This is a genomic window from Xanthobacter flavus, assembly GCF_017875275.1.
Lineage (GTDB): Bacteria > Pseudomonadota > Alphaproteobacteria > Rhizobiales > Xanthobacteraceae > Xanthobacter > Xanthobacter flavus_A.
Genome location: NZ_JAGGML010000001.1, coordinates 2126876 through 2151534 on the forward strand (window position 1 = coordinate 2126876; position 24659 = coordinate 2151534).

Sequence of the window (24659 nt, forward strand, 5' to 3'; positions counted from 1 at the left end):
GCCTCCTCAGCGCGGGGTGGAGAGCAGCTCGACGCTGCCTTGGGTGAGGGCTTCCATCTCGGCCGCCGCCTCGCCGATCTCGGTGAGCACCTTGAGGGTGGCGGCGGCTTCCTCCTCGTCGATGCGGCTCATGGCGAAGCCCACATGCACCAGCACCCAGGCGCCCACGAGGTCCTCCAGCGGCGCGCCGGGCTCGGCCACGCACACCACGTCCACGGTGCGCCGGACGCCGGACACATCCACCACGCACAACATGGCCTCCGCGTCCGCGACGGCGACGATCTGTCCGGGAATGCCGAGGCACATGGCTTATTCCTCCTCAGTGCACCGTTGCTCAGTGCGATTGGCCGAACGCCCCACCACGGGCGATGCCGTAGCGGTCGAGCTTGGCGCGCAGGCCGACGCGGGAGAGGCCGAGCTCCTCCGCCGCGCGGCTCTTGTTCCAGCGGCAGCGCACCAGCGTCTCGGTGAGGATGGTGGCTTCCATCCGCTCGATGCGGTCCTTCAGGGGTCCGCTGTCGGGCAAGGAAATGGAGGAATTGGCCAGCGTCTCCGGCGCCCGCGTCTCGGCGGCGGCGGCGCGCACCACGTGGGGGGAGAGGAGATCCGCGGAGAGGGTGTCGCGCTCGGCGAGCACCAGCATGCGCGTCACCTCGTTCTGCAATTCGCGCACATTGCCCGGCCAGTCGTAGGCGGACATGCAGGCGAGCGTCTCCTCGCTGAAGCCGCGCACGCGCTTGCCGTGCTGGCTGGAGAGCGCATCGAGCACGCTCTGGGCGAGGACCGGAATGTCCGCCCGCCGCTCGCGCAGGGCCGGCAGCGTCAGCACCATGGCCGAGAGGCGATAATAGAGGTCTTCGCGGAAGCGGGCGCGAGCCACCTCGCCCTTGAGGTCGCGGTGGGTGGCGGCGAGCACGCGGACATTGACCCGCTTCGCCTCGTTGGAGCCCACGGGGCGGATCTCGCCCTCCTGCAGGAAGCGCAGCAGCTTCACCTGGAAGGCGGGGGAAACGTCGCCGATCTCGTCGAGGAAGATGGTGCCGCCGTCCGCCTGGTCGAGGAGGCCGATGCGGGTCACATGGGCGCCGGTGAAGGAGCCCTTCTTGTGGCCGAAAAGCTCGGATTCCAGAAGCTCGTCCGGGATCGCCCCGCAATTCACCGCGAAGAAGGGGCGGTCCGAGCGCAGGCTGGAATAATGGATGGCGCGGGCCAGCAGCTCCTTGCCGGTGCCCGTCTCGCCATGGATCAGCACAGGCACGTCGAAGGTCGCCACCTGCGCGGCGCGGGTGCAGAGCTGCGACAGCGGGCTGCCGGGGGCGCGCACCAAAGTGTCGAAGTGGAAATTCTGCTTCACCCGCGCTTCCAGCGCGCCGAGGCGGGCCTCGGCATTGGAGGTGGTGAGCTTCATTTCCAGGTTCAGCCGCTCATGGTCGCGCTGGAGCTGGAACAGGTGCGCGGCGTTGCGCGCGGCGAGCAGCAGCTGGTCCGGATGCCACGGCTTGGGGATGAACTGGTAGATGCCGGCGTCGTTGATGGCGCCGATCATGTCCTCCGGCTCGGTGTAGCCGGTGACGATGATGCGCAATATGTCCGGCCAGCGCTCGCGCACCTCGGTGAGCAGCGCGACGCCGGAGGTGTGCGGCATCCGCTGGTCGCAGAAGATCACCTGGATCCACTCGTTTTCGAGGATGCGACGCGCCTCCTCCGCATTGAGAGCGGTGAAGACGTCGAACTCCTCGTCCAGCACGCGGGCGATGACCTCCACCGAGCGCGGCTCGTCATCCACCACGAGGATGGCCGGGCGCCGGTTCATCGCGCGCCTCCCGCGGCTGCCCGCAGGGCCGAGGCTTCCGCCTCGCGGGCGCTCGCAAGGTCGTTGAGGCGGGCGGCGCGGGCGGCTTCCAGCCAGGCAATCCAGCGGGCGAGGCCCAAGTCCCCGCGAAGGACTTCGCCCCTTGACGAGGTGGTGAGGATGTCCGCCGTCGGGTTGATGCGGCGGATGTTGGCCTCCAGCGTCGCCATGTCCGCATCCACATAAGGCGCGAGGTCCGCCTTGGTGATGAGCACGAGGTCGGCGCCCTCGAAGATGTCGGGATATTTGAGCGGCTTGTCCTCGCCCTCCGCCACCGAGATCAGCGTGACGCGCTTGGTCTCGCCGAGGTCGAAGGCGGCGGGGCAGACGAGGTTGCCCACATTCTCGATGAACAGCACGCCGCCGGGCGGGAGGGGCAGCTTTTCCAGCGCATGACCGACCATGTGGGCGTCGAGGTGGCAGCCCTTTCCGGTGTTGATCTGCACCGCCGGGGTGCCCACCGCGCGGATGCGGGCGGCGTCGTTGTCGGTCTGCTGGTCGCCCTCGATGACGGCGCAGGGGATGCGGCCGGACAGCGCCTTCAGCGTCTCCACCAGAAGCGTCGTCTTGCCGGCGCCGGGGCCGGAGAGGAGGTTCAGCGCCAGCACGCCCGCGCCATCGAGGCGGGTGCGGTTGCGGCCGGCGTAATCATCGTTCTTGGCGAGGATGGAGGTTTCGATCTCCACCATGCGCGCCTGCGTCAGCCCCGGCGCATGGGCGCGGGCGGGGCCGGTGCCATAGTCCAGCGTGCCGGCGTCGGGCGCGTGGGCGTGATCGTCGTGGTGGTGATGGTGATGGTGGTCGTGGTCATGCCCGTGGGCGTGATCGTGGCCGTGCTCGTGCCCGTGCGCATGGCTGTGGGTGGTGCCGTCCGCATGGGTGTGGGTGTGCGGATGGGCATGATCGTGGGAATGGCCGTGGGCCTCGGAAATGGTGGCGCCGTCGCCGCTGCAGCCGCAGACCGTGCACATCACATCACCTCCAGGTCTTTGATCTTCATCTCGGTGCCGCCATTGGGCACCAGCCGTTCCCCGCCGCACTTCGGGCAGGGGGCGAGGCGGTGATTGAGCGGCACGGTGTCGGAGCAGTCGAAGCACCAGGCGGTGCCCTCCTCCTCCAGAACCACCAGCTCGGCGCCGTCCGCCAGCGAACCCTTCGTCACCACGTCGAAGCCGAAGCGCAGCGCCTCCACCTCGATGCCGGCGAAGCGGCCGATGGCGAGGCGCACGCGGGTGACGCGCGAGAAATTCTGCGCCTTCGCCGCCTCCTCCATCGCCGAGAGCAGGCTCTCGCACACGGCCATCTCATGCATAGGCGGGCTCCGTGGCGAAGGAGAGGGTGACGGGCACGCAGGGATTGATGGCGCAAACGAGCAGCGGCGCAAGCCACCGCGTCCGCCAGCCGGGCGAGAGGGCGGCGAACGCCCGCTCCATGAGCCCGCCGGGGGCGAGGTTCCAGGCGCTGGGGGAGAGGATGCGATAGGCCTTCACCCGTCCGTCCTCGACCTCCGCCCGATGCCCCAGCAGCCCGCGCGCGGCGGGCGCGATGCCCGGCGGAAGCGGTGGCGACGGGCGGGGGGCGAGATGGGCGAGGCCATCCACCAGCCGGGCGAGGAGGCGCACGAACAGGCTCGGCCCCTCGGATTTGAGCAGCGCGGCCATCAGCGGCATTCCGGCGACGCGGCCGAGCGCGCCGGTCTCGCGGTGGGAGCCGATGGCGGCGGGCGGCCGCGCGAGGGTGGCGGCCAGCACGTCCGCGCTCAGCTCCGGCAGATGGGCGCGCCCTTCCGCCGGATCGGCCGCGCGGATGCGGGCGAAGGCGCGAGCGGTTGGGCTGGGCGCCGCGGCGAGCCACGCCTCCAGTTCGGACGGGGAGAAAGCGGAGAGATCGCTGGCGTCACCCACCAGGGCGGCATGGAAGGCGGCGCCGTCCGGCCGGGCGAGCAGGCCGAGCGCGGCGCGGTCCGGCGCCATGCCCAGCGCCACGGGCACGGTGTGAAGAAGCGCGAGCGCGTGGTCGCGCACCGTCTCCCGCGCCATTGCTTCCGCATCGGCGGCACCCGGCAGGCCAAGGGCGGAGCGGGCGGCGAAGGCGTGGGCCGCGCCGCACAGGTTGAAGACGAGGGGGGCAAGCCGCGCCGCCTCCTCCGGCGTGCGGCCGACCAGGGCCGCCGCGGGGTCCGGCCCCTCGTCCCGCGCCACGCGCCAGCCGCCCGCGCGCCCGTCCGGCGTGAGGGTGAGGCTGCGGAGCGCGCGGGGCGAGTTCATGCGGCGCCGTCCCGCAGATCTTCAGCGCCGGCGCGCGGGCCGAGGAGGAGCGATCGGCGGGAAAGTTCCGTCGGCGCCTCGCGGCGGGGGGCCTCGCTTTCCGGTGCGAGGGCCGCCGTCTCGGCGGCGGCGCGGGCGGCGTCCTCGGCTTCCGCCCGGCGTCGGATCTCGCCGGAGCGGGTGCCGTCCTCCCGGTTGGCGGGATCGAGCAGACCAGGGATCACCGCCTCGGCCGTCTCCACCGCCTGCAGCATGGAGGAGAAATCGAACATGGGGGAGAAAAGCGAGCAGGCCTTGTAGGGGCCGGTCTCGGGCCGGTTGGCGGCGAGGAATTCGTAGGTGCCGGACGGAAAGTCGATGAGTTCGCGGTCGCCGGTCTTCAGCTTCGACCAGTCGTCGGCGGCGTTGGGCAGGAGCACGATGTTCATGAACCAGGGCGTCACCAGCACGCCCATCACCCGCCCGTCATGGATGCGGAAGCCCACCGCCTTCACCCCGAGGCTGCCGTTGACAAAGGGCACGCCCTTCATCTTCGCCGCATGGATTTCGCGGAACACCGCCTCGAACAGGCCGGGCGCCTCGGCGAGCTGGCGTTCCAGCGCCGGATCGACGGGGGCGGGGCGCATCACGGCGGGCAGGTCGGGCGTGCCGCCGTCGAGCACCATGAAGGCGTCGCGGGCGCCGTCGCACACCGGGCAGCGCCAGTGGTCGGGCAGCGCGTTGAACGGCGTGCCGGGGGGAATCTGCCACGCCTCGCACCCCTCGGCGGGGTCGTAGACGTGCCAGCAGACCTTGCATTCCAGCCGCGCGGTGGGGGCAAGCCGCGCGCGATCGCCGAGATAGGAGCCGTCGAAGAAGCTGTGTTGGGACATTGGATGCCTCACCGCATGGCCGCCAGCACCTCGGTGAGGCGCTCGGCGGAATCGGCGATGTCCTCGCGGGCGGCGCAGGCCACTTCCGGCACCTCGCTCACCTCGATGGTGTCGAGAATGAGCATGTCCTGCGAATTATAGAAGCGCACCCGCCACACATGCCGCGTGCCCGTCGCGTCGATGCGGCAATTGCCGTAGCCGCGTGACAGCACGGTGGTCGCGCCGGGGCCGAGGCGCGCCTCCAGCATGGCGAGGTCTTCCGGCGTGTGCGGCAGCAGGGAGAGGTTGATGACGTGCGCCGGATCGCCCGGCTGGCGGGTGCGGGAGCGGTCGTCGATCTCCACCAGCAGGGCCGGGGCGTTGAAGATGCCGGGTGCGGGCGCGTCGAGGCCGGAAAGGTCGATGCCCGCGCCACCGCCGAATGCCCGCACCACAGCGCCGCGCGGGAAGGCGCCGATCTCGATGCGGTCGGTGCCCGCCGCGCCGCGCAGGCGCCAGACGCCGGCGAAGGTCGCTTCCTGGATTTCCATGGCGCGGACGTCCCCCCGTCCCTCCACCTTCACCGCCACCTCGCCCTCGCCCATGGCCTCGTCCACCAGGGCGAGGTTGGCGGGATCGAGATGTCCGAGGTCGATGATGCGGCTCTCGCCCGGCTGCCAGCCTTCCAGCGCGGCGATCACCTCTTCCAGCACGGCGAAGGCGGGGACGTAGCGGTCCTTGTCCTCCACCTCGATGAGATGCGCCTCGAAGGTGCGCATGCCCGACGGCAGGGGCAGATAGGCAAGGCCCTCGTCCTCGGCGGTGGACTGGCTGCCGGGGCCGAAGCCGATGGGGGGCTGCGTGGCGAAGGGGGAGGAGGAGCCGGAAGACATTCGGGGTAGCCTTCAGTGGGTGGCGGCGGAGGGGGCGGCGAGCAGGGCGCGGAGCTTGTCGAGATATTCGTCCCAGTCCCGCATGCGGGCGATGGCGCCCACCGGCTGGCCGGCGCGCAGCACCACGATGGCGGGGAGCGCGAGGCTCATGGCATCGCGCAGGGCGGTCTCCGCCTTGGGGCCGGCGAGGGCGATGCCGATGGCCTGCGGCCCGCCCAGCGCCTTCACCAGCTCGGGCAGCACCACGGCGATGTCGGGGCTTTCCAGATGCGCCTTGCCGTGGGAGGGCAGGAACAGGAAATGGTCGCGGGCATCGAGGCGGGCGGCATCCTCCAGTGTCTCGACGGAGGGCCAAGCGCCGGCCTCGCTGAGGCGGCGGACGAGGGGGTGGAGGTCGGGAGCGGCGAGCGGGGGCATCAGGCTTCCTTTCGGCCGGCGGCATAGGCCGCGGCGAGATGGGGCGGCAGGACCGGTTCGCGGTCCACGAGATCGGCGAAGGCGCGGTCAATCAGGGCGGTGTCGGCCTCCCCCGCCATGATGGCGGCGACGCCGGAGAGCGCTTCCGTGATGAGGCGCGCCTCCTCTGCTTCCAGCAGGCGGCGGGCGGCGCCCTGGAAGACGAGGACGTGATCGCCCTCCCCGGCCTCGGGCACGAGGGAGAGATCCACCCGCTCCTCCCGCCCCTCGGCCGAGCAGAGCGCGTGGGGGCCTTCGAGGCATTCGATGCGCATGGGCAGGCCGAGGCACATGAACTCAGCCCTCCTGCCGCACGAGCACGCGCGCATCGCCGATGCGGCAGGCGTCCTCAGCGCTGGGGCGCTCGGTCTCATAGGGGTCGCGGGCGACGGCGGCGGTGACGAGAGATCCCTCCCCCGCGCGGGGCTCCGGCACGATGCCGAATTCGTCCTTCAGGATGGCGAGCACCTTGCGCGCGGCGGGCTCGATCTGCGCCGCGACGGTGGCGGTGAGGCCGCCGCCGTAATCGTCCAGCACCTCGGGTTGCACGCCCACGAGCACGATGCGGCCGGGGGTGTGGCCGCGCAGGGCGAGGAGGCCGAGGATTTCCTGAAAGCCGGTCTGGTGCAGGCTCACCTTGCGGGCGGCGAGCACGGCGGGCACGTCGGCGTCGGCGCGGATGTGGACGGTGCCCGGCGGGGAGCCGAAATCCACCGCGTCCACGATGACGACGCCTTCGGCTTCTTCGAGATAGGGGAGCAGATAGAGGCCCTGCGTGCCGCCATCGAGCAGCGTCACAGGCTCGGGGAAGGTGAAGGCGCGATCCAGGGTTTCCAGAACCCGCACGCCGAAGCCCTCGTCGGCCCACAAGATGTTGCCGATGCCGAGCACCAGAATGCGCGCGCAAATCCGTTCGCCGTCCATGCGACGCTGCCCTCCCTGCGATGGCCTCCCACGACGGTCTGCCGCCGTCTGATTTCGAGTTCGTCTAAATCAAGGACCGTGCCAAGGCGGCGTGAAGCCGGCCAAGGGCTTGATTCGGATCAAGACGCGTGGATCTGCGAGGGCCGGATCGTGAGCTCAATTTGTAATGTATTTGATCAGTTGGCGCCAAAAATGGAAACAATGATTGCGCTTTCCGGGATCCGGAAAGGCTTTTCACGGGGCGCGCCATCCGCGCCCTGCGACGATCGTTAGCACCTGCAGCGCCAATTGGAATGCGCCGCACCATTGCGCAGAAACGAAAAGGGCGCGGCCGAAGCCGCGCCCTTCTCTCGGGTTCCATGCGCGCCCTGCCGTTCAGTCCGGATCGTCGTCCCGGAAGGTGCGGTGGCCGTTGGTGATGGCGGAGACCATCGATTGGCGGGACATGATGTCCTCCCGGATCACCGAATAGACGTGGATGATGATGAACACGATGATCACCCACATGCCGAGGTGATGCAGCGTGTGCACCTGCATGGACCCGCCCAGGAGCGGGATCACCCAGCCGAACAGCCGGTCCTGCCAGGAGCCGAGCCCCGTGCCCTCCGAATAGAGGGCGAAGCCGGTGAGGATCATGAAGGCGAGGCCCAGCACCATCACGAAGAACAGGAAGACCTGCGCCAGCGGATTGTGCCCCACGAACTTCAGCGGCCGCGGCTTGAGAAACGCATACCACTGCACCTCGGTGAAGAAGCCCTTCCAGAAGCTCGCCCGCCAGAAGGGGAAGGTGAACAGCTCCCGGGAATACTTGTTGCCGAAGAAGGCCCAGATGATCCGCCCCAGGAACCCCACGGCGAGGATGTAGCCCGCCGAGAAGTGCACGAAGCGGATGGTGCCCATGAGGTAATGGGCGCTCGCCTCGCCCGAGAGCGTGGGGAACGGGGCGCCGATGAAGTAGCCGGTGACGCACAAAACCAGGATGCACAGCGCATTGACCCAGTGCCACAGGCGCACCGGCGCCTCATAGACATAGACGGTGGTCAGCTTCTTTCCACCGGCGATCGCCTGAGCGACCGGGGTGGGGGCCGCCGCCGGAGGAGCGGCGCCGGAGAGAGAGGTATCCGTCATGGCCACCTCCCCTCAGCGCACGGTGACGCGCGCCAGCTCAGCCCCGTCGTCGGACATGACGTGGGTGGAGCAGGCGAGGCACGGGTCGAAGGAGTGGAGGGTGCGCAGGATCTCCACCGGCTCCTCGGGGCGCTGCATGGGCGTGTTCATGAGGGAGGCCTCGAACGCGCCGATATTGCCCTTGGGATCGCGCGGCCCGCCGTTCCAGGTGGTGGGCACCACGCACTGGTAGTTCTCGATCCGCCCGTCCTTGATCTTGATCCAGTGGCCGAGGCCGCCGCGCGGGGCCGCCACGGTGCCGACGCCCTTGGCCTCCTTGGGCCAGGTGGCGGGGTCCCACTTCTCCATGTTGGCGGTGGAGGTGTCGCCGGCCTTGATGTTGGCGATGAGGTGGTCGAAATCGTCCAGCATCATCTTGGCGCAGTAATGCGCCTCCAGCGCGCGGGCCAGCGTGCGGCCGATGGTGGTCGGCAGCGCCTGCTTGGCCGTGAGGTTGGTGCCGGCCAGCGTGTTGAACGTGCCGAGCGCCTCGTCCACCTGCCCCTTCACGTAATCGACGCCCTGGGCATAGGCGAGGATGTAGCGGGCGAGCGGACCCACCTCCACCGCATTGCCCTTCCAGCGCGGCGCCTTGATCCAGGAATACTTGGCGTTCTCGTCGATCTCCTGGATGTCGGTGCGGGTGCCCTTGGCATTGGGGCCGAGCTTGTACTGCGGGTCGGTCACGCCGTCCCACGGGTGCAGGCCCTTGTCGTTGTTGCCCTCGCCATAGGTGTACCAGGAATGCGCCACGAATTCCTGCACCTGCGCCGGGTCGCGCGGGTCGATGGGGTGCACATCGTTCCAGTTGCCGTTGAGGATGACGCCGCCGGGCAGGCGGTCGGTCTTCTTCTGGCCCTGGATGGCTTCATAGTCGCCATAGTCCATGACGTTCTGGCCGGAGAGGCCGCCGCCATAGAGCCAGCCCTTGTAGAAGGAGGCGATGGCGATCACGTCAGGCACATAGACGTTCTGCGAGAATTCGAAGGCCTCCTGAAGCTTCAGCTTCACGAAGTTCAGCCGCTCCATGTTGAGCGGGGCGCCGGCGGCCATGTCGCCGTTCATGTTGATGGCGCAGGGCACGCCGCCCACCAGATAGTTCGGATGCGGGTTCTTGCCGCCGAAGATGGTGTGGACCTTCACGATCTCGCGCTGGAAGTCGAGGGCTTCCAGATAGTGCGTCACCGCCAAAAGGTCCGCTTCCGGCGGCAGCAGATAGGCCGGGTTGTCCCAATAGCCGTTCTTGAAGATACCGAGCTGTCCACTCTCCACGAACTTCTTCAGCCGGTTCTGCACGTCGCGGAAATAGCCGGGCGAGGACTTGGAGTGGGACGAGATGGACTGCTGCAGCACCGAAGTCGCCTTCGGGTCCGCCTTGAGCGCATTCACCGGGTTCACCCAGTCGAGCGCGTGCAGGTGGTAGAAGTGGACGACGTGGTCGTGCCACTGCAGCACCTTGGCCATGATCTCGCGGATCAGGAAGGCGTTGTTGGGGATCTTGATCTGGAGCGCATCCTCCACCGCGCGCACCGAAGTGAGCGCGTGGCAGCCGGTGCACACGCCGCAGATGCGTTCCACGAAGGCCCAGGCGTCGCGCGGGTCGCGGCCCTTGAGGATCACTTCCAGCCCGCGCCACATGGTGCCGGTGGAGACCGCGTTGCGGATGATGTTGTTGGAATCGACGTTCACCTCGCAGCGCATGTGGCCTTCGATGCGGGTGACCGGATCGACGACGATGCGCTTGCCTGATGTGTCGAGGGAAAAGCCGTTCGGCGTCTGGATGGTCACTTCTCGCCTCCCTCGGTCTTGGTCGCGCCGTCGGTATTCTTGTGCTGGGCGCGCTTCAGCGCGCTGACCGCCGCATGGACCGCGACGCCCGCGCCCACCGCGCCGGCGGCGACGAGGCCCACCTGGTCGGCATTGGCCTCAATGCCGAAGCCGGAGCCCTTGAGGTCCGCAAGGCGGGCGTACCACGAGCCCTTGTCCCAGAAGCCGTCTTCCGAGCAGCCGATGCAGCCGTGGCCGGCCTGGATGGGGAAGGACACGCCGTCGTTCCAGCGCACGGTGGAGCAGGCGTTGTAGGTGGTGGGGCCCTTGCAGCCCACCTTGTAGAGGCAATAGCCCTTGCGCGCGCCCTCGTCGTCGAAGCTCTCCACATACTGGCCGGCGTCGAAATGCGGCCGGCGATAGCATTTGTCGTGGATGCGCTGGGAATAGAACATCAGCGGCCGGCCCTGGCGGTCGAGCGCGGGGAGCTGGTCGAAGGTGAGCATGTAGGTGATGACGCCGGTCATCACCTCGGCGATGGGCGGGCAGCCCGGCACCTTGATGATGGGCTTGTCGAAGATCACCTCGTGCACGGGCGTCGCGCGGGTGGGGTTGGGGCGCGCGGCCTGCACGCAGCCATAGGAGGCGCAGGAGCCCCAGGAGATGATGGCTTTCGCGTCCTTCGCCACCTTCTTCAATTGGTCCACGAAGGGCTTGCCGCCGATGATGCAATACATGCCATCCTCGTTCAGCGGCGGGTTGCCCTCCACCGCGAGGATGTAGTTGCCCTTGTACTTGGTCATCACCTCGTCGAGGATCGCTTCCGCCTGATGGCCGGCGGAGGCCATGAGGGTGTCGTCATAGTCGAGCGAGATCATCGACAGCACCACATCCTTCACCAGAGGATGCGCCGAGCGGATGAAGCTCTCCGAGCAGCAGGTGCATTCCAGCCCATGCAGCCACAGCACCGGGGTGCGCGGCTTGGTCTCCATGGCCATGGCGATCTGCGGCGCGAACTCCGGCCCGAGGCCGAGGGCCGCCGCCGTGAGCGAGCAGTATTTCAGGAACGAACGGCGGGTGATGCCCTGCCGCCGCATGACCTCATAGAACGTCTCGAGGGCCATAAAGGCGTCCCCCCTCTTCGCAGCCTTTTGGGCTGACCGTTTGGCTGACCTTAGTCCTCCCCTCCGGCGTCGAGGCCGGGGGATTGGAACCGTTTCAGCAAGGGGTGTGCCAGAGGGGGAGGGTGTGGGATTTCAGGAGGTTGGGTGCGGGGGTGGGGTGGAAGGGGTGGATGGGGGGTGAGCGGTTTGAGGGGTGGGGTGGAAAGGGGGTTATCGGCGGCGCCACACGAGATGCATAATAACCAAACTATTGCGCGTTCTCGTTGTCGCGCCCGATTGACAACCAACACATGTCAAATCAATGTTTTCTCGTCGGCAGATATTTTCACGGACTAACCTAGCATGAATAGGAATGACGGAATAAAAATCGTTGTTAGGGTATTTTTTTCTTGGCAGAGTGATGTTCTGCCGGAAAAAACGACAAATTTAGTAAGGAAAGCTATCAAACTAGCGGCCATAAAGATCGAGAAAGATAAGAACATTTTTGTTGAAATATTAGAGGCCACGACAAATTCGCCGGGGTCACCCTATGTTCCATATGAGATAGTGCGAAAAATTAGAGAATGCGATGTATTTATTGCCGATGTGACGCCGGTGGCATTTCTTGGGGGACTCAAAAAGATTCCAAACCCGAATGTGGTGTTTGAGCTTGGGGTTGCTGCCGTCCATTTGGGCTGGGAACGTATTATAATGGTCGCAAATCAGGATGATCTCGATATAACGGGATATCCATTTGATTTCGATCGGCATCGAATCTCAGCCTACGCAATACGCGACAATAATGCATCATCAGATGAGTCTAATTTTTTGAATCTCGTTTACCGCGCGATGGCATTGATAGTTGAAAAATCACCTACAAGACCGTATAGGGTAGTTGATGCCGATTTTAGTTTAATTAAAAGAGAGAAGGATATCAAGATAATAAACTGGTTTATGAGTAACATGAGTTCGTCAATGTTAGATTTATTCATACAATATCTGCCTGATCAAATGTATGTAGGTGGTATTCATATCTCTGATGGCTTGCGTGGGGTATGTGATAGTTCGAGATTCATATTATATGATAAAGATGCTCAAGATCTGATGGTAAATCTTAAAGATAGCCTATACACTGCTGCATCTTATTCGGATTATTACAGAGAGAGTCAAAATTGGATGATCCAGATTTTTGGATCCAAACATTCAAGCGCTGAAAGTCGGGAGCGTGAAAAAAATGGCTTGGCGGAAATTAAAATAATAAAAGAAAAATTGCGGCAAGATCTAAAATTACTTATGAATAAAATTCATAAAGACTACCCGGAAATTGATATTGACAAGACAAATTCGGAGTGTTCCAAGGAGTTTCGGGATATGCATGCTGAGCTGCTAAAGGGGTGAGGCGATCGAAGGCTGAGGTGACGTTATCTCCCTTCCCCCTTGCATCCCACCCCTCCCCCTGCCATATAGCGCGTGGGAGGTTGGCGGTGGACGAGCCACTCGCCAACCGGGTCAGGTCCGGAAGGAAGCAGCCCCAACGAGCCCGGTCTCGGGTCTTCGTCCAGCCTCCCACCCCATTCAGCACGGAACTGACCGGCGCGCGGCCCCATCGGCCGTCGCGCCTGTGGGCGTTTCGGGCGCCTGAGCGGTTGGAGGCCGCGCGCGCGGCCAAGCACGCGCGGCGCCTGAGCGAAGGCAACGTATAAGCCCGCGCGGCGCCTAAGCGAAAGCAACGCAAAAACCCATCCTCCGGCCGAGGCCGGAGGATGGGGCAGCAGGGCGGGGAAGGGGTCAGGCGAGGCTGAGCTTCACGTCGATATTGTTGCGGGTGGCGTTGGAATAGGGGCACACCTGATGCGCCTTGGCGATGAGCGCCTCGCCGGCCTCGCGGTCCACGCCCGGCAGGGACACCGTCAGCGCGATCTCCAGGCCGAAGCCGCCTTCCGAGCGCGGGCCGATGCCCACGGTGGCGGTGACGGTGGCATCCGCCGGCACCTTGGCGGTGCCGCCCTGCGAGGCCACGAACTTCATGGCGCCGAGGAAGCAGGCCGCATAGCCGGTGGCGAACAGCTGCTCGGGGTTCACACCCTCGCCGCCGGGGCCGCCCAGCTCCTTCGGGGTGACGAGCTTCACGTCGAGATTGCCGTCCAGCGTGCCGGAGCGGCCATCGCGGCCACCGGTGGCGCGGGCGGAGGTGGAGTAGAGGACGTTGACGGGCATGGTGGGCTCCTGTGGGTTGGTAATTTCGTGAACGATTAAATCGTGTACGATCTAAATAGCCGAGGCCATCGCGCCCGTCAAGCGGTTGCGATCCTGTCGTGCGCGATTTATCTGGAAGGGAGCCTCCGAGGCCCGCCATGTCCGAGAAAACACCAGAGTCCACGCCCGCCCCCCCTGCGCTGATGCCGGTGGAGGACATGGTGTGCTTCGCCTTCTATGCCGCCAGCCACGCTTTCACGCGGGTCTACAAGCCGCTCTTGGACGACCTCGGCCTCACCTATCCGCAATATCTCGCGCTGGTGAGCCTGTGGACCGAGGACGACCGCACCGTCGGCAGCCTCGGCGCGGCGCTGGGGCTGGAATCCAGTACGCTCACGCCTTTGCTGAAGCGGCTGGAGGCCCTCGGCCACCTCACCCGCAGCCGCGATCCCGCCGACGAGCGGGTGGTGCGGGTGAAGCTCACGCCGCAGGGCCGCGCCTTGCAGGAGAAGGCCCGCCACATCCCCGGCTGCATCCTCGGCGCCACCGGCCTCGAGCTTGCCGATGTGATGCGCCTCCAGCGCGAGGTCACAGCCCTGCGGGCGGCGCTGGAGAAGGCCGCACAGGGCTGAGCGGCGGCTTCATCCCCGCGCTTGTATACGGTACACCGGATGCGGAAACGCCAGAACAACCGGGAGGCCGCCATGCTCGATCCCCATCTCGCCGGCCACATCACCTTCGCCCCCGCCGCGCAGGACCGTGCGCACGACCTGCCACCGCTGCCCCCCGGCCATCACAACCTCGGCCTCTCGGCGGAGCGGGATGCCCTGCTGGTGGTGCCGGAGGGGCTGGAGCCGGGCGTCCCGGTGCCGCTCATGGTGCTGTTCCACGGCGGCGGCGGCAGCGCGCGGAAGATCCTGCCCATGATGGAGCAGCACGCCCTCACCCACCGCTTCCTGCTGCTGGTGCCGCAGTCCGTCTTCCCCACCTGGGACATCGTGATCGCCGGCAACGGGCCGGACCGCGAGCGGCTGGAGACGGCGCTCGCGCTGGTCGCCCGGCATTTCGAGATCGACCGCACCCGCATCTGCTTCGCCGGCCATTCGGACGGCGGCAGCTACACCCTCTCGCTGGGGCTCACCAACGGCCATTTCGTCACCCACCTCATCGTCTCCTCGGCGGGCTTCATGTCCGTCCAGCGCCAGAGCGGAGCGCCGCGCGTGTTCATCTCCCACGGGGTGAACGACGAGCAGATCCCGGTGCAGCGCTCCGGCCGCGCGCACACGGCCCTGCTGAAGGAGGCGGGCTATGACGTGACCTACATGGAATACAACGGCCCCCACGCTTGGCAGCCGCCGGTGGTGGGCCTCGCGGTGTCCTTCTTCCTGGAGCCCGCCGCCGCGCCCGCCGCGCCGTGAGCCGGCTTTGATCCACCCGCTGGACAAGCCCCCTACGAAGTGATGAGGTCGCCTCCAAACTAAACAAGAACGGCTGGTTCCGGACTTGGGGAGGCCGGACGGGGGACATGCTACAGGCGTCGGTCGTCATCTTCGTGGCTCTGGCCTATATCGGCCTTCTGTTCGCCATCGCGAGCTATGGCGACCGGCTGCGCCCGGGCGCGGGCCGCGGCACCGCGCGGCCGATGATCTATTCCCTGTCGCTGGCGGTCTACTGCACCTCCTGGACCTTCTTCGGCTCGGTGGGCCTCGCCACCACCCAGGGCTTCGACTTCCTCACCATCTATCTCGGCCCCATCATCCTGATGACGGTGGGCGCGCCGCTGTTCCTGCGCGTGGTGCGGCTCGCCAAGGCCAACAACATCACCTCCATCGCCGACTTCATCGCCGCCCGCTACGGCAAGAACCAGGGCATCGCGGCGCTGGTGGCCATCGTCGCCATCATCGCTGCCATCCCCTACATCTCGCTGCAGCTGAAGGCGGTTTCGGCCTCGCTGGTGGCGCTGCTCGGCCATTTCGCGGGCGACCACGGGCGCGGCACGCTGGTGGGCGACCTCGCGCTGTTCGTGGCCTGCGCCATGGCCGCCTTCGCCATCCTGTTCGGCACCCGCCACACCGACGCCACCGAGCACCAGAACGGCCTCATGCTGGCCATCGCCACGGAATCGCTGGTGAAGCTCGCGGCCTTCCTGGGCGTCGGCCTGCTCGTCACCTTCGTCATCTTCGACGGGCCGTTCGCGCTCTGGTACGCGGCGCGGGAGGCGAGCGCGGTGGCGCCCTTCGAGCGCGGGCTGTCGCTGGAAAACTGGCTCACCATGACCATCCTGTCCGGCGGCGCCTTCATGCTGCTGCCGCGCCAGTTCCATGTGGCGGTGGTGGAGAACAAGGGCGAGAGCGAGATCCGCCGCGCCCGCTGGCTGTTCCCGCTCTATCTCGTGCTCATCAACCTGTTCGTGGTGCCCCTGGCGCTGGCGGGCATGACGCTGTTTCCGCTCAACATGGTGGACAGCGACGTCTATGTGCTCGCCGTGCCGCTCGCCGCCGGCTTCGACAGCCTCGCGCTGCTGGCCTTCGTCGGCGGCCTCTCGGCGGCCACCGCCATGGTCATCGTGGAGTGCGTCGCCATCGCCATCATGGTCTCCAACGACCTGGTGATGCCGCTGCTGCTGCGCCGCCGCGCCGCGCGGTCCGCCCACCTGCCCGAGGGCGAGCCGCGCGAGGACATGACCGGCCTGCTGCTGATGGTGCGGCGGGTGTCCATCTTCGTCATCGTCCTCCTCGCCTATCTCTATTACCGCACCACCGGCGAGGTGCAGCTGGCGCAGATCGGCCTGCTCTCCTTCGCAGCCATCGCGCAGGTGGGGCCGGCCTTCGCCGCCGGGCTGCTGTGGCAGCGCGCCACCGCCAAGGGCGCCATCGCCGGCATCGTGGTGGGCGGGGCCACCTGGGCCTACACGCTGATGGTGCCGAGCCTCGCCGAGGCCGGGCTGATCTCCGCGGGCGTGCTGAACGACGGCCCGTTCGGCATCGGCCTCCTGCGCCCCACCGCGCTGCTCGGCCTCACCGCCGGGCCGCTCGCCCATGGCGTCGCCTGGAGCCTGGGGCTCAACACGCTGGCGCTGGTCGTCGTCTCCTTCCTCACCCGCCCCTCGCAGATCGAGCGCACGCAGGCGCGGCTGTTCGCGGGCACGGGCGACCGGCCGCCAGCGCGGCCCGCCTTCCTGCGCTGGCGCTCCTCGGTCTCCCTTGGCGAGCTGATGGCGACGGTGGAGCGCTATCTGGGCACCGAGCGCGCCCGCGCCGCCTTCGACAGCTACGCCCGCCAGCACGGCTTCAAGCTCGACACCCACCGCGAGGCGGACGCGGGCATGGTCCGCCATGCCGAGCATCTGCTGGCCTCGGCGGTGGGCGCGGCCTCGTCCCGTCTCGTGCTCTCGCTGCTGCTGCGCAAGCGGGCGGTCTCCACCAAGGCGGCCCTGAAGCTACTGGACGACGCCTCCGCCGCCATCCAGTACAATCGCGAGCTGCTGCAAAGCGCCATCGACCATGTGCGCCAGGGCATCGCCGTGTTCGACCGCGACCTGCGCCTCGTATGCTGGAACCGGCAGTTCGGCCAGATGCTGGATCTGCCCGGCGAATGCTACGCGGTGGGCGTGCCGCTCACCGACATCCTCGCCGCCGCCCCCGCCGACGACGAGGGCGAGGACAGCGACGACATCGCCACCCGCGTCACCCGCCGCGTCACCCGCTACGTGAGCCCCGACCCCGACTTCTCCGAGCGCCTGCACCAGCGTGGCGCCGTCATCGAGGCCCGCTCCGACCCCATGCCCGACGGCGGCATCGCCGTGACCTTCACCGACATTACCGCGAGCGTGGAGGCCGCGCTCGCGCTGGAGCGGGCGAACGAGACGCTGGAAAATCGCGTGCGCGAGCGCACCGAGGAGCTGGAGCGGCTCAACGGCGCGCTGGAGATCGCCAAGGCCGAGGCGGACGAGGCCAACCTCTCCAAGACGCGCTTCCTCGCCGCCGCCAGCCACGACATCCTCCAGCCGCTCAACGCCGCCCGCCTCTACGCCACCAGCATGGTGGAGCGGGCCAAGGGATCGGAAGAGGAGCGCCTCGCCGGCAATATCGACGCCTCGCTGGAATCGGTGGAGGAGATCCTCGGGGCCCTGCTCGACATCTCCCGGCTCGACAGCGGCGTCATGCGCCCGGAATTTTCCGCCTTCCGCATCGCCGACGTGCTGAAGCCGCTGGAGATGGAATTCGCGCCGCTGGCGCGGGAGAAGAACCTCGAACTCACCTTCCTGCCCTGCTCGCTCGCCGTGCGCTCCGACCGCCGGCTGCTGCGCCGCCTGTTGCAGAACCTCGTCTCCAACGCGGTGAAATACACCCAGCGCGGCCGCATCCTCGTCGGCTGCCGGCGGGTGGGCGGCAAGGTGCGGGTGGAGGTGTACGACACCGGCGTCGGCATTCCCCGCTCCAAGCACAAGCTGGTGTTCCAGGAATTCCAGCGCCTCGACCAGGGGGCGAAGGCGGCGCGCGGCCTCGGGCTCGGCCTCTCCATCGTCGAGCGGATCGCGCGCGTGCTGGAGCATCCGGTGGCGCTGCGCTCGACCCACGGCAAGGGCTCGGCCTTCACCGTGGAGCTGCCGGTGGCCGTCTCCATGCCGGAGGAGCGCGAGGCGGTGCCCAGCCCTGCCCGCCGGGGGGCGCAGCTCGACGGACTCACCATCCTCGCCATCGACAACGAGCCGGCGATCCTCGACGGCATGCAGATGCTACTCACAGGCTGGGGCTGCGACGTCATCACCGCCGCCAGCGCGCAGGGCGCCCTGGAAGCCATCCGCCACCGCCGCAAGAAGCCCGACGTGGCGCTCGTGGACTACCATCTCGATGGCGGACACGGCATCGAGGCGATCATGTCGCTGAGGTGGAAACTGGGGAAAATACCCGCCGTCCTGATCACCGCCGACCGCTCCAAGAAGGTGCGCGACGCGGCCCGTGCGGCGGACATGGAAATCCTCAACAAGCCTCTGAAACCCGCCGCGCTCCGGGCCATCCTCGCTCATTGGCGCATCGCCCGCGCCGCCGCCGAATAGTCTTTCGCCGGCTTTCCGCGCGTCCTTTCCGCCACAGGGCGCGCGCTTCGCGATTAAGCCCCCGTTCATCCCCATGAACGCCCAATAAACGCCGCCTTCAGCCAGCGTTATGGGGACGTGCCATAGAAGCACGCCTCCGCGGCATGGAAGTGTTACCAGATCGTTAATATTTGTAACACTTCCACGCTTAACTCGACGCGCGAATACTTTTGGAGCGTGGCTATGACGATCACGATCAACGTTCCCGTCTTCCCGCTGCGGAAAGAGATCGACGCCCGCAAGCGCCGTCTCCGTTTTCCCCTGAGCTTCTCCTCGCGTGGCTGCAAGGCCGCCGATGAGGCCCCGGCCAATTCCCGCTACACCGAGGCTGGACTCGAATTCGACGTGACCGGCATCGCCCGGCACCCGCGCGGCCCGAAGGGCAACTGACGCCGGAGGCCGGCCCCACAGGGCCGGCGCGGCTGCGACGCCGGCTTTATGGCGCCGTGCGGCATCATCCGATAAGGTCGCGCCCGAACGGCAACAGCGCGCGGCCAGAAACAAGATGACGGACTTCAATTCCGCCCCGGCAACCGAAGAGACCCGCGACAGCGCGGCCGATACCCATTTCGGCTATCGCACGGTGCCCCTCGCCGAGAAGCAGGCGCTGGTGGACGACGTGTTCCACAAGGTGGCGCGGCGCTACGACATCATGAACGACCTCATGTCCGGTGGCCTGCACCGGGCGTGGAAGGATGCGCTGGTGTCCAAGGTGCGCCCGCCGCAGGGCGCGCGGGCCTTCCACCTGCTGGATCTGGCCGGCGGCACGGGCGACGTCTCGTTCCGCGTGGTCGAGGCCGGCGGGCCGGGCACGGACGCCGTGGTCGCCGACATCAACACCGACATGCTGGCGGTGGGCCGCGAGCGCGCGCAGAAGCGGGGCCTTGCCGATCGCGTCGCCTTCGAGGAGGCGAACGCCGAGGCCCTGCCCTTCCCGGACATGAGCTTCGATGCCGTGACCATCGCCTTCGGCATCCGCAACGTGCCGCGCATCGACCTTGCCCTCAAGGAGATGCGCCGCGTGCTGAAGCCGGGCGGGCGCGCCTTCGTGCTGGAATTCTCCAAGGTCGATGTGCCGCTGCTGGACAAGGTCTATGACGCCTTCTCCTTCCGCGTGATCCCTCAGATCGGCAAGCGCGTGGCGGGGGATGCGGAGCCCTACCGGTATCTGGTGGAATCCATCCGCCGCTTCCCTCCGGCGGAGGCGTTCGCGGGCATGATGCGGGAGGCCGGGTTCGCCCGCGTCAGCTTCACCCGCATGACCGGGGGCGTGGTGGCCCTCCATTCGGGCTTCCGCATCTGATGGCGGTGCCCTGCGGCCGGAGGCTTCGGCCATGATCTTCCTTCTCGTCGCCGATGCCTGGCGTCTCGCCCGCGCCGGCTACGTGCTCGCCCGCGAGGGCGTGCTCTCGCTCGTCTCGCCGGCCGCCGCGCCGCCGCTGGCGCGCCCGCTCCTCGACATCGCCCGGCTGATCGCCCGCAAGGATGCCGGCGACCGGCGCCAGCGCTTCTCCGCCGCGCTGTCGCGGCTCGGCCCGTCCTATGTGAAGCTCGGCCAGTTCCTCGCCACCCGGCCGGACGTGGTGGGCGCCTCGGTGGCGCGCGACCTCGAGGTGTTGCAGGACCGCATGCCGCCGTTCGGGCAGGCCATAGCGGAGGCGACCGTCGCCGACACGTTCGAGCGGCCGGTGAAGGACATCTTCGCGGAGTTCGGCCCCGCCGTGGCCGCCGCCTCCATCGCCGAGGTCCACAAGGGCGAGGTGATCGAGCCGGACGGCCAGCGCCGCGTGGTGGCGGTGAAGATCCTGCGGCCCGGCGTCAACCGCCGCTTCGCCTCCGACATGGGGACCTTCCGGCGCATCGCCGCCTTCGCCGAGCACAATTTCGCCGAGGCCCGCCGCCTGCGGCTGGAGACGGTGGTGGATACGCTGGCCCGCTCCGTCTCCATGGAGATGGACCTGCGCCTCGAAGCCGCCGCCTATGCGGAGCTGGCCGAGAACACGCAGGACGATCCGGAAGTCCATGTCCCCCGCGTGGACTGGGACCGCTCCGGCCGCGAGGTGCTGACCACCGAGTGGATCGACGGCATCAAGCTCTCCGACAAGGACGCCATCATCGCCGCCGGGCATGATCCGAAGGAGATCGCCCGCATCGTCATGCAGACCTTCCTGCGGCAGGCCATGCGCGACGGCTTCTTCCATGCCGACATGCATCCGGGAAACCTGTTCGTGGATGCGCAGGGCCGCCTCGTGGTGGTGGATTGCGGCATCATGGGCCGCCTCGGCGTGAAGGAGCGGCGTTTCCTCGCGGAAATCCTCTACGGCTTCATCACCCGCAACTGGCGGCGCACGGCGGAAGTGCATTTCGAGGCGGGATACGTGCCCTTCCACCATTCGGTGGACGATTTCGCCCTCGCCATCCGCGCCATCGGCGAGCCGATCCACTCGCGCACCGCCGACCAGATCTCCATGGCCCGCCTGCTGGCGCTGCTGCTGGAAGTCACCGCCCTGTTCGACATGCAGACCCGGCCCGAACTCCTCCTCCTCCAGAAGACCATGGTGGTGGTGGAGGGCGTCGCCCGCTCGCTGGACCCGCAGCTCGACATGTGGCGCACCGCCAAGCCCGTGGTGGAAGACTGGATCGCCGGCAATCTCGGCCCCGTGGGCCAGTTAAAGGGGGCCGGAACGGGCCTCGGCGAGATGGGCCATTTCGCCGCGACCCTGCCCGGCCTCCTCACCCGCACCGCCCGCGTGGTGGAGCAGCTGGACGAGGCGACCCGCGACGGCCTGCGCCTCTCCCCCTCCTCGCTGGAGGGCATCGGCCGCGCCGAGGCCAAGCGCGCCTTCTGGGGCAATCTGGCCCTGTGGGTGATCGCCGCGGCGCTGCTGGGCATCTGGCTGGGCTGACGAATATTTCGTCAGCCTGCCGCACCGGCATGTGAATTCTTGCGTCTCGTGTCGTTTTTTCCGGAAGTCTCGGAAAGCGCGATTTCTTTCCGGAGACGGCGCAGCCTCTGCGCCGTCTTGCGAACAACTCGCGTACTGTTCACGTATTGCTTTGTCCTTCTCGTAAAACTAAGTCAGGCCCCAAGATGGTTCCGGCTGAGACCAAGCATCCCGCTCGGGAGTGCTTGCGCAAGGTCAGGAGCCCGGACCGGCGCGCCGAGCCATCGGCAGGCCCTCCCCGGGCCAGCGAGACGGACCTTCCCACGGTGAACACGACGGCAGAGCTCGACGCGCTGCTGATGCAGCGCGCCCTGACGGACGCGGAGCTTCTCGCGGCCGCCGACGCCGCGGCGGACTTCCGCATCCTCCCCGATGCCACCGTCATCAAGATCGGCGGCCAGAGCGTGATCGACCGTGGCCGCGCCGCGCTCTATCCGCTGGTGGACGAGATCGTCGCCGCCCGCGCGAACCACAAGCTCCTGATCGGCACCGGCGCCGGCACCCGCGCCCGTCACCTCTATTCCATCGCCGCCGGCCTCAACCTGCCGGCCGGCGTGCTCTCCCAGCTCGGTGCGTCGGTGGCGGACCAGAATGCCGCCATGCTCGGCCAGCTCCTCGCCAAGCACGGCATCTCCATGGTGGACGGCGCCGGCATGTCGGCCGTGCCGCTCTACCTCAAGGAAGTGAACGGCGTCGTCTTCTCCGGCATGCCGCCCTACGGCCTGTGGACCCGCCCGGACCCGGGCCGGCGTGATCCCGCCCTATCGCACGGATGCCGGCTGCTTCCTGCTGGCCGAGCAGTTCGGCTGCAAGGCGATGATCTATGTGAAGGACGAGAGCGGCCTCTACAGCGCCAATCCGAAGACCGACCAGGCCGCCACCTTCATCCCGAAGATCTCGGTGGACGAGATGCTCTCGCGGGGCCTTGCCGACTCCATCCTCGAATTCCCCATGCTCGATCTTCTGAAGAAGGCGCGCCACGTGCGCGAGGTGCAGGTGGTGAACGGGCTCGTGCCCGACAACCTCACCCGCGCCCTCGCCGGCGAGCACGTCGGCACCATCATCACCGCGCGCTGAGAGGACCGACCATGACCGAAGCGTCCACCATCGTCGAGGACGTGGACGGCGTCTTCACCGCCGATCCCAACGGCGCCGACGGGTCCAGGGCGGAACTGATCGCCGAGACGACCCACGCCGAGCTCGCCGCGGCCAACGGCCCGGCCACCCTGCCCTTCGACCGCGCGCTGGTGGAGGTGATGGGAACCGCCCGGCACATCGAGCGGGTGCAGGTGGTGAACGGCCTCGTCCCCGGCCGCCTCACGGCGGCCCTGCGCGGCGAGCATGTGGGCACGCTCATCCACACGGCCGCCCGGCAGGCCTGATCGCAGCCCCCTTTGAGGCGGTCCCGACCGACAGAAGACCGCGCATCTCCGGCCGCGCGGTTTTTCTTTGCCTGCCGCCGTTCGATGGCCCGCCTCAATCTTAGGCGAACCTAAATCTTGGGCATCTCCACACTGCCCCGGCCCTTGCACGGCGGGGAGCGCGTTCGTACCGTCGGGATACAAGAGACGGTCCGGCACCGACTCCCGCCAGACGGGCAGGCTCCAGACGGGCGAGGCTTCATGAAGTGGGACAAGGGCAACACGCCCATCATGCCGCGCATCGTGCCCGGCACGACAATCCGCATCCTGCCGCCCTGGCAGAAGACCGGGCAGAAGCGCGCCAACCCGCTGCGCGGGCCATCCCTCCGCGTGATCGAGGCGGAGCGAACAGAGGCCGAACCCGTTGCGCAGGAGAAAAAGCCATGAAGGCGGACACGACGCGCGCTGATGCCGATCGCGCGTCCACCGACTTCGCCGGCTACGCCTTTACTTCCGTGGACGCCGCGCCACCGCGCCCCGGCCTCTTCATCCTCACCCGCGCCATCGCCGGGCGGCCGTTACCGCTTTATGTGGGCGAGGGGGAGGATATAGCCGCCGCCCTCGCCGCCTTCCGCGCGGCCAACCCCAGGGAAGCGGGGGTGGCAGACGGCCTCTTCGTGCTCGACCGCCCCATGGCGCGGGTACGCCAGCATACGCTGCGCGATATCGTTTCGAGCTTCGACCCGCCGCTGAACGTTGCGCACCGCAAGGCCCCCGCCGCGCCGGAACTCGCGGCCCTGGTGGAAGACCGCGGCGCCGGGCTGGGCGGACTCAACGAGCAGCCGGGCACGGCGCTCTCCGTCACCGAGGACGACCTCAAGCGGCTGGTGGAAAGCTTCTACGGCCGTGCCGCCGCCGATCCGCTGCTCGGCCCGGTCTTCGCCCGCGCCATCCCGGACTGGGAGGGGCATTACCAGATCGTGCAGAACTTCTGGTCGCGCACATTGCTCGGCACGACGCGCTATTCGGGCATGCCGTTCGCCGCGCACATCCCGCTCCAGCTGAAGCCGGAGCATTTCACCCGCTGGGTGACGCTATTCGGGGAGACGGCGGTGGAGGTGCTGGAGCCCGTGGCGGCGGCGCGGGCCATCGCCAAGGTGGAGCACATGAGCACCTGCTTCCAGGCCGGGCTGTTTCCGCCCGACCTTGGCGCGGGCCAGGCCAACGGGCCGCACGCGGGATAGGCTCAACCCTGGGCGAAACGGCGGAACTGCTTCACCACCTCGATATAGACGTCGCGCTTGAAGGGGATGATGAGGTCGACCACCGCGTCGATATTCTCCCAGCGCCACTCCATGAACTCCGGCTTGTGCTGGCCGCCGCCGGGGCGAAGGATATCGATCTCGCCATCCGCGCCGGTGAAGCGCAGGGCGTACCATTTCTGCGTCTGGCCCCGGTAGCGCCCCTTCCAGGCCTCGCCGGCGACGCGGCCGGGCAAATCGTAGGACAGCCACTCCTCCACTTCGCCGAGCTTGGTCACCGAGCGGATGGAGGTCTCCTCATAAAGCTCGCGCAAGGCGGCCGCGAAAGGGTCCTCGCCCTTGTCGATGCCGCCCTGAGGCATCTGCCAGGAATGGGTGGCGTCCACATGCTCCGGCCCGCCGAGGCGCCGGCCGATGAACACCTTGCCGGCGGCGTTGAACACGCACAGGCCCACGCACGGGCGGTAGGGCAAATCCGGGTGCTTCTCGTGCTTCTTCGACATGGCGGCGGCCCTGG

The 24659-nt window shown here is 67.6% G+C and carries 24 protein-coding genes, 1 other RNA gene and 2 pseudogenes; 12 read left to right on the top strand and 15 right to left on the bottom strand.

Annotated features, from left to right (window positions below; genetic code table 11):
- Positions 1-6: 6 nt before the first annotated feature.
- From J2126_RS10235 to J2126_RS10295, 13 genes are all read right to left on the bottom strand, one after another.
- Positions 7-306: a HypC/HybG/HupF family hydrogenase formation chaperone gene (locus J2126_RS10235; RefSeq protein WP_209486436.1), complete on the bottom strand. Its 300-nt coding sequence runs from the start codon at positions 304-306 to the stop codon at positions 7-9.
- 28 nt (positions 307-334) lie between these two features.
- Entirely contained in the window at positions 335-1813 is a 1479-nt protein-coding gene (locus J2126_RS10240; protein ID WP_209486443.1) for a sigma-54-dependent transcriptional regulator, read from the bottom strand.
- Positions 1810-2823, bottom strand: a complete 1014-nt coding sequence (gene hypB, locus J2126_RS10245; RefSeq protein WP_209486445.1) for a hydrogenase nickel incorporation protein HypB — start codon at positions 2821-2823, stop codon at positions 1810-1812. The genes J2126_RS10240 and hypB overlap by 4 nt, the downstream gene beginning before the upstream one ends.
- Positions 2823-3164 carry a hydrogenase maturation nickel metallochaperone HypA gene (hypA, locus tag J2126_RS10250; protein WP_209486447.1) on the bottom strand — a complete coding sequence of 114 codons (342 nt, stop codon included), beginning with the start codon at positions 3162-3164 and terminating at the stop codon, positions 2823-2825. The genes hypB and hypA overlap by 1 nt, the downstream gene beginning before the upstream one ends.
- A complete protein-coding gene (locus J2126_RS10255) occupies positions 3157-4119 on the bottom strand; it encodes a nickel-dependent hydrogenase large subunit (protein WP_209486449.1) in 963 nt (320 codons plus the stop codon). The genes hypA and J2126_RS10255 overlap by 8 nt, the downstream gene beginning before the upstream one ends.
- Complete coding sequence (locus J2126_RS10260) at positions 4116-4991, bottom strand: [NiFe]-hydrogenase assembly chaperone HybE (protein ID WP_209486452.1); 876 nt, start codon at positions 4989-4991, stop codon at positions 4116-4118. The genes J2126_RS10255 and J2126_RS10260 overlap by 4 nt, the downstream gene beginning before the upstream one ends.
- 8 nt (positions 4992-4999) lie before the next feature.
- Positions 5000-5863, bottom strand: a complete 864-nt coding sequence (locus J2126_RS10265; RefSeq protein WP_209486454.1) for a hydrogenase expression/formation protein — start codon at positions 5861-5863, stop codon at positions 5000-5002.
- Between the two features lie 12 nt (positions 5864-5875).
- Complete coding sequence (locus tag J2126_RS10270; RefSeq protein WP_209486456.1) at positions 5876-6280, bottom strand: hydrogenase; 405 nt, start codon at positions 6278-6280, stop codon at positions 5876-5878.
- Complete coding sequence (locus J2126_RS10275; RefSeq protein ID WP_209486458.1) at positions 6280-6612, bottom strand: HypC/HybG/HupF family hydrogenase formation chaperone; 333 nt, start codon at positions 6610-6612, stop codon at positions 6280-6282. The genes J2126_RS10270 and J2126_RS10275 overlap by 1 nt, the downstream gene beginning before the upstream one ends.
- 4 nt (positions 6613-6616) lie before the next feature.
- Entirely contained in the window at positions 6617-7243 is a 627-nt protein-coding gene (locus J2126_RS10280; RefSeq protein WP_209486460.1) for a HyaD/HybD family hydrogenase maturation endopeptidase, read from the bottom strand.
- Positions 7244-7618: 375 nt separating this feature from the next.
- The gene (cybH, locus tag J2126_RS10285) at positions 7619-8371 is read right to left on the bottom strand and encodes a Ni/Fe-hydrogenase, b-type cytochrome subunit (protein WP_209486462.1); all 753 of its coding nucleotides are present in this window, start codon (positions 8369-8371) and stop codon (positions 7619-7621) included.
- Positions 8372-8383: 12 nt separating this feature from the next.
- A complete protein-coding gene (locus J2126_RS10290; RefSeq protein ID WP_209486464.1) occupies positions 8384-10198 on the bottom strand; it encodes a nickel-dependent hydrogenase large subunit in 1815 nt (604 codons plus the stop codon).
- Positions 10195-11301 (bottom strand): hydrogenase small subunit, encoded by a 1107-nt coding sequence (locus J2126_RS10295; RefSeq protein ID WP_209486466.1) that lies wholly within the window; start codon positions 11299-11301, stop codon positions 10195-10197. The genes J2126_RS10290 and J2126_RS10295 overlap by 4 nt, the downstream gene beginning before the upstream one ends.
- Positions 11302-11643: 342 nt before the next feature.
- Here J2126_RS10295 and J2126_RS10300 point away from each other — a divergent pair, with 342 nt between their 5' ends.
- Both J2126_RS10300 and ffs read left to right on the top strand, forming a co-directional pair.
- Positions 11644-12678 (top strand): hypothetical protein, encoded by a 1035-nt coding sequence (locus J2126_RS10300; protein WP_209486468.1) that lies wholly within the window; start codon positions 11644-11646, stop codon positions 12676-12678.
- A 74-nt stretch (positions 12679-12752) separates the two neighbouring features.
- An RNA gene (gene ffs, locus J2126_RS10305) (signal recognition particle sRNA small type) lies at positions 12753-12851 on the top strand.
- A gap of 217 nt (positions 12852-13068) precedes the next feature.
- Here the strand turns inward: ffs and J2126_RS10310 are convergent.
- A complete protein-coding gene (locus tag J2126_RS10310) occupies positions 13069-13497 on the bottom strand; it encodes an organic hydroperoxide resistance protein (protein ID WP_209486470.1) in 429 nt (142 codons plus the stop codon).
- 182 nt (positions 13498-13679) lie between these two features.
- On the opposite strand from J2126_RS10310, the gene J2126_RS10315 reads away from it, so the two are divergent.
- The 10 genes and pseudogenes from J2126_RS10315 to J2126_RS25315 all read left to right on the top strand — a co-directional run bounded on the left by J2126_RS10315 (position 13680) and on the right by J2126_RS25315 (position 24124).
- Positions 13680-14108, top strand: a complete 429-nt coding sequence (locus J2126_RS10315; protein ID WP_209490029.1) for a MarR family winged helix-turn-helix transcriptional regulator — start codon at positions 13680-13682, stop codon at positions 14106-14108.
- A gap of 72 nt (positions 14109-14180) precedes the next feature.
- Positions 14181-14894 carry an alpha/beta hydrolase gene (locus tag J2126_RS10320; RefSeq protein ID WP_209486472.1) on the top strand — a complete coding sequence of 238 codons (714 nt, stop codon included), beginning with the start codon at positions 14181-14183 and terminating at the stop codon, positions 14892-14894.
- A 107-nt stretch (positions 14895-15001) separates the two neighbouring features.
- The gene (locus J2126_RS10325; RefSeq protein WP_209486474.1) at positions 15002-18535 is read left to right on the top strand and encodes a PAS domain-containing hybrid sensor histidine kinase/response regulator; all 3534 of its coding nucleotides are present in this window, start codon (positions 15002-15004) and stop codon (positions 18533-18535) included.
- Between the two features lie 222 nt (positions 18536-18757).
- Positions 18758-18964, top strand: a complete 207-nt coding sequence (locus J2126_RS10330) for a hypothetical protein (RefSeq protein WP_169124894.1) — start codon at positions 18758-18760, stop codon at positions 18962-18964.
- 115 nt (positions 18965-19079) lie between these two features.
- Entirely contained in the window at positions 19080-19877 is a 798-nt protein-coding gene (ubiE, locus tag J2126_RS10335) for a bifunctional demethylmenaquinone methyltransferase/2-methoxy-6-polyprenyl-1,4-benzoquinol methylase UbiE (RefSeq protein WP_209486477.1), read from the top strand.
- A 31-nt stretch (positions 19878-19908) separates the two neighbouring features.
- Positions 19909-21480: a 2-polyprenylphenol 6-hydroxylase gene (ubiB, locus tag J2126_RS10340; RefSeq protein WP_209486479.1), complete on the top strand. Its 1572-nt coding sequence runs from the start codon at positions 19909-19911 to the stop codon at positions 21478-21480.
- A 338-nt stretch (positions 21481-21818) separates the two neighbouring features.
- Positions 21819-22596: pseudogene (locus J2126_RS10345) on the top strand (uridine kinase).
- 185 nt (positions 22597-22781) lie between these two features.
- Positions 22782-22901: pseudogene (locus J2126_RS25935) on the top strand (molybdenum storage protein subunit alpha); the annotation flags it as partial.
- A 240-nt stretch (positions 22902-23141) separates the two neighbouring features.
- Positions 23142-23327, top strand: a complete 186-nt coding sequence (locus J2126_RS10355; protein WP_209486481.1) for a hypothetical protein — start codon at positions 23142-23144, stop codon at positions 23325-23327.
- Complete coding sequence (locus J2126_RS25315; RefSeq protein WP_245327264.1) at positions 23324-24124, top strand: group III truncated hemoglobin; 801 nt, start codon at positions 23324-23326, stop codon at positions 24122-24124. Before J2126_RS10355 ends, J2126_RS25315 begins: the two co-directional genes overlap by 4 nt.
- 2 nt (positions 24125-24126) lie before the next feature.
- Here the strand turns inward: J2126_RS25315 and J2126_RS10365 are convergent, their stop codons facing one another.
- On the bottom strand, positions 24127-24645 hold the full coding sequence (locus J2126_RS10365) for an RNA pyrophosphohydrolase (RefSeq protein ID WP_209486483.1): 519 nt from the start codon (positions 24643-24645) through the stop codon (positions 24127-24129).
- Positions 24646-24659 lie beyond the last annotated feature (14 nt).

Excerpts from the sequence above, each read along its gene's own strand:
- J2126_RS10235 (WP_209486436.1), bottom strand. The coding sequence starts at position 306 with ATGTGCCTCGGCATTCCCGGACAGATCGTCGCCGTCGCGGACGCGGAG.
- J2126_RS10240 (WP_209486443.1), bottom strand. The coding sequence starts at position 1,813 with ATGAACCGGCGCCCGGCCATCCTCGTGGTGGATGACGAGCCGCGCTCG.
- hypB (WP_209486445.1), bottom strand. The coding sequence starts at position 2,823 with ATGTGCACGGTCTGCGGCTGCAGCGGCGACGGCGCCACCATTTCCGAG.
- hypA (WP_209486447.1), bottom strand. The coding sequence starts at position 3,164 with ATGCATGAGATGGCCGTGTGCGAGAGCCTGCTCTCGGCGATGGAGGAG.
- J2126_RS10255 (WP_209486449.1), bottom strand. The coding sequence starts at position 4,119 with ATGAACTCGCCCCGCGCGCTCCGCAGCCTCACCCTCACGCCGGACGGG.
- J2126_RS10260 (WP_209486452.1), bottom strand. The coding sequence starts at position 4,991 with ATGTCCCAACACAGCTTCTTCGACGGCTCCTATCTCGGCGATCGCGCG.
- J2126_RS10265 (WP_209486454.1), bottom strand. The coding sequence starts at position 5,863 with ATGTCTTCCGGCTCCTCCTCCCCCTTCGCCACGCAGCCCCCCATCGGC.
- J2126_RS10270 (WP_209486456.1), bottom strand. The coding sequence starts at position 6,280 with ATGCCCCCGCTCGCCGCTCCCGACCTCCACCCCCTCGTCCGCCGCCTC.
- J2126_RS10275 (WP_209486458.1), bottom strand. The coding sequence starts at position 6,612 with ATGTGCCTCGGCCTGCCCATGCGCATCGAATGCCTCGAAGGCCCCCAC.
- J2126_RS10280 (WP_209486460.1), bottom strand. The coding sequence starts at position 7,243 with ATGGACGGCGAACGGATTTGCGCGCGCATTCTGGTGCTCGGCATCGGC.
- cybH (WP_209486462.1), bottom strand. The coding sequence starts at position 8,371 with ATGACGGATACCTCTCTCTCCGGCGCCGCTCCTCCGGCGGCGGCCCCC.
- J2126_RS10295 (WP_209486466.1), bottom strand. The coding sequence starts at position 11,301 with ATGGCCCTCGAGACGTTCTATGAGGTCATGCGGCGGCAGGGCATCACC.
- J2126_RS10300 (WP_209486468.1), top strand. The coding sequence starts at position 11,644 with ATGAATAGGAATGACGGAATAAAAATCGTTGTTAGGGTATTTTTTTCT.
- J2126_RS10310 (WP_209486470.1), bottom strand. The coding sequence starts at position 13,497 with ATGCCCGTCAACGTCCTCTACTCCACCTCCGCCCGCGCCACCGGTGGC.
- J2126_RS10315 (WP_209490029.1), top strand. The coding sequence starts at position 13,680 with ATGCCGGTGGAGGACATGGTGTGCTTCGCCTTCTATGCCGCCAGCCAC.
- J2126_RS10320 (WP_209486472.1), top strand. The coding sequence starts at position 14,181 with ATGCTCGATCCCCATCTCGCCGGCCACATCACCTTCGCCCCCGCCGCG.
- J2126_RS10325 (WP_209486474.1), top strand. The coding sequence starts at position 15,002 with ATGCTACAGGCGTCGGTCGTCATCTTCGTGGCTCTGGCCTATATCGGC.
- J2126_RS10330 (WP_169124894.1), top strand. The coding sequence starts at position 18,758 with ATGACGATCACGATCAACGTTCCCGTCTTCCCGCTGCGGAAAGAGATC.
- ubiE (WP_209486477.1), top strand. The coding sequence starts at position 19,080 with ATGACGGACTTCAATTCCGCCCCGGCAACCGAAGAGACCCGCGACAGC.
- ubiB (WP_209486479.1), top strand. The coding sequence starts at position 19,909 with ATGATCTTCCTTCTCGTCGCCGATGCCTGGCGTCTCGCCCGCGCCGGC.
- J2126_RS10355 (WP_209486481.1), top strand. The coding sequence starts at position 23,142 with ATGAAGTGGGACAAGGGCAACACGCCCATCATGCCGCGCATCGTGCCC.
- J2126_RS25315 (WP_245327264.1), top strand. The coding sequence starts at position 23,324 with ATGAAGGCGGACACGACGCGCGCTGATGCCGATCGCGCGTCCACCGAC.
- J2126_RS10365 (WP_209486483.1), bottom strand. The coding sequence starts at position 24,645 with ATGTCGAAGAAGCACGAGAAGCACCCGGATTTGCCCTACCGCCCGTGC.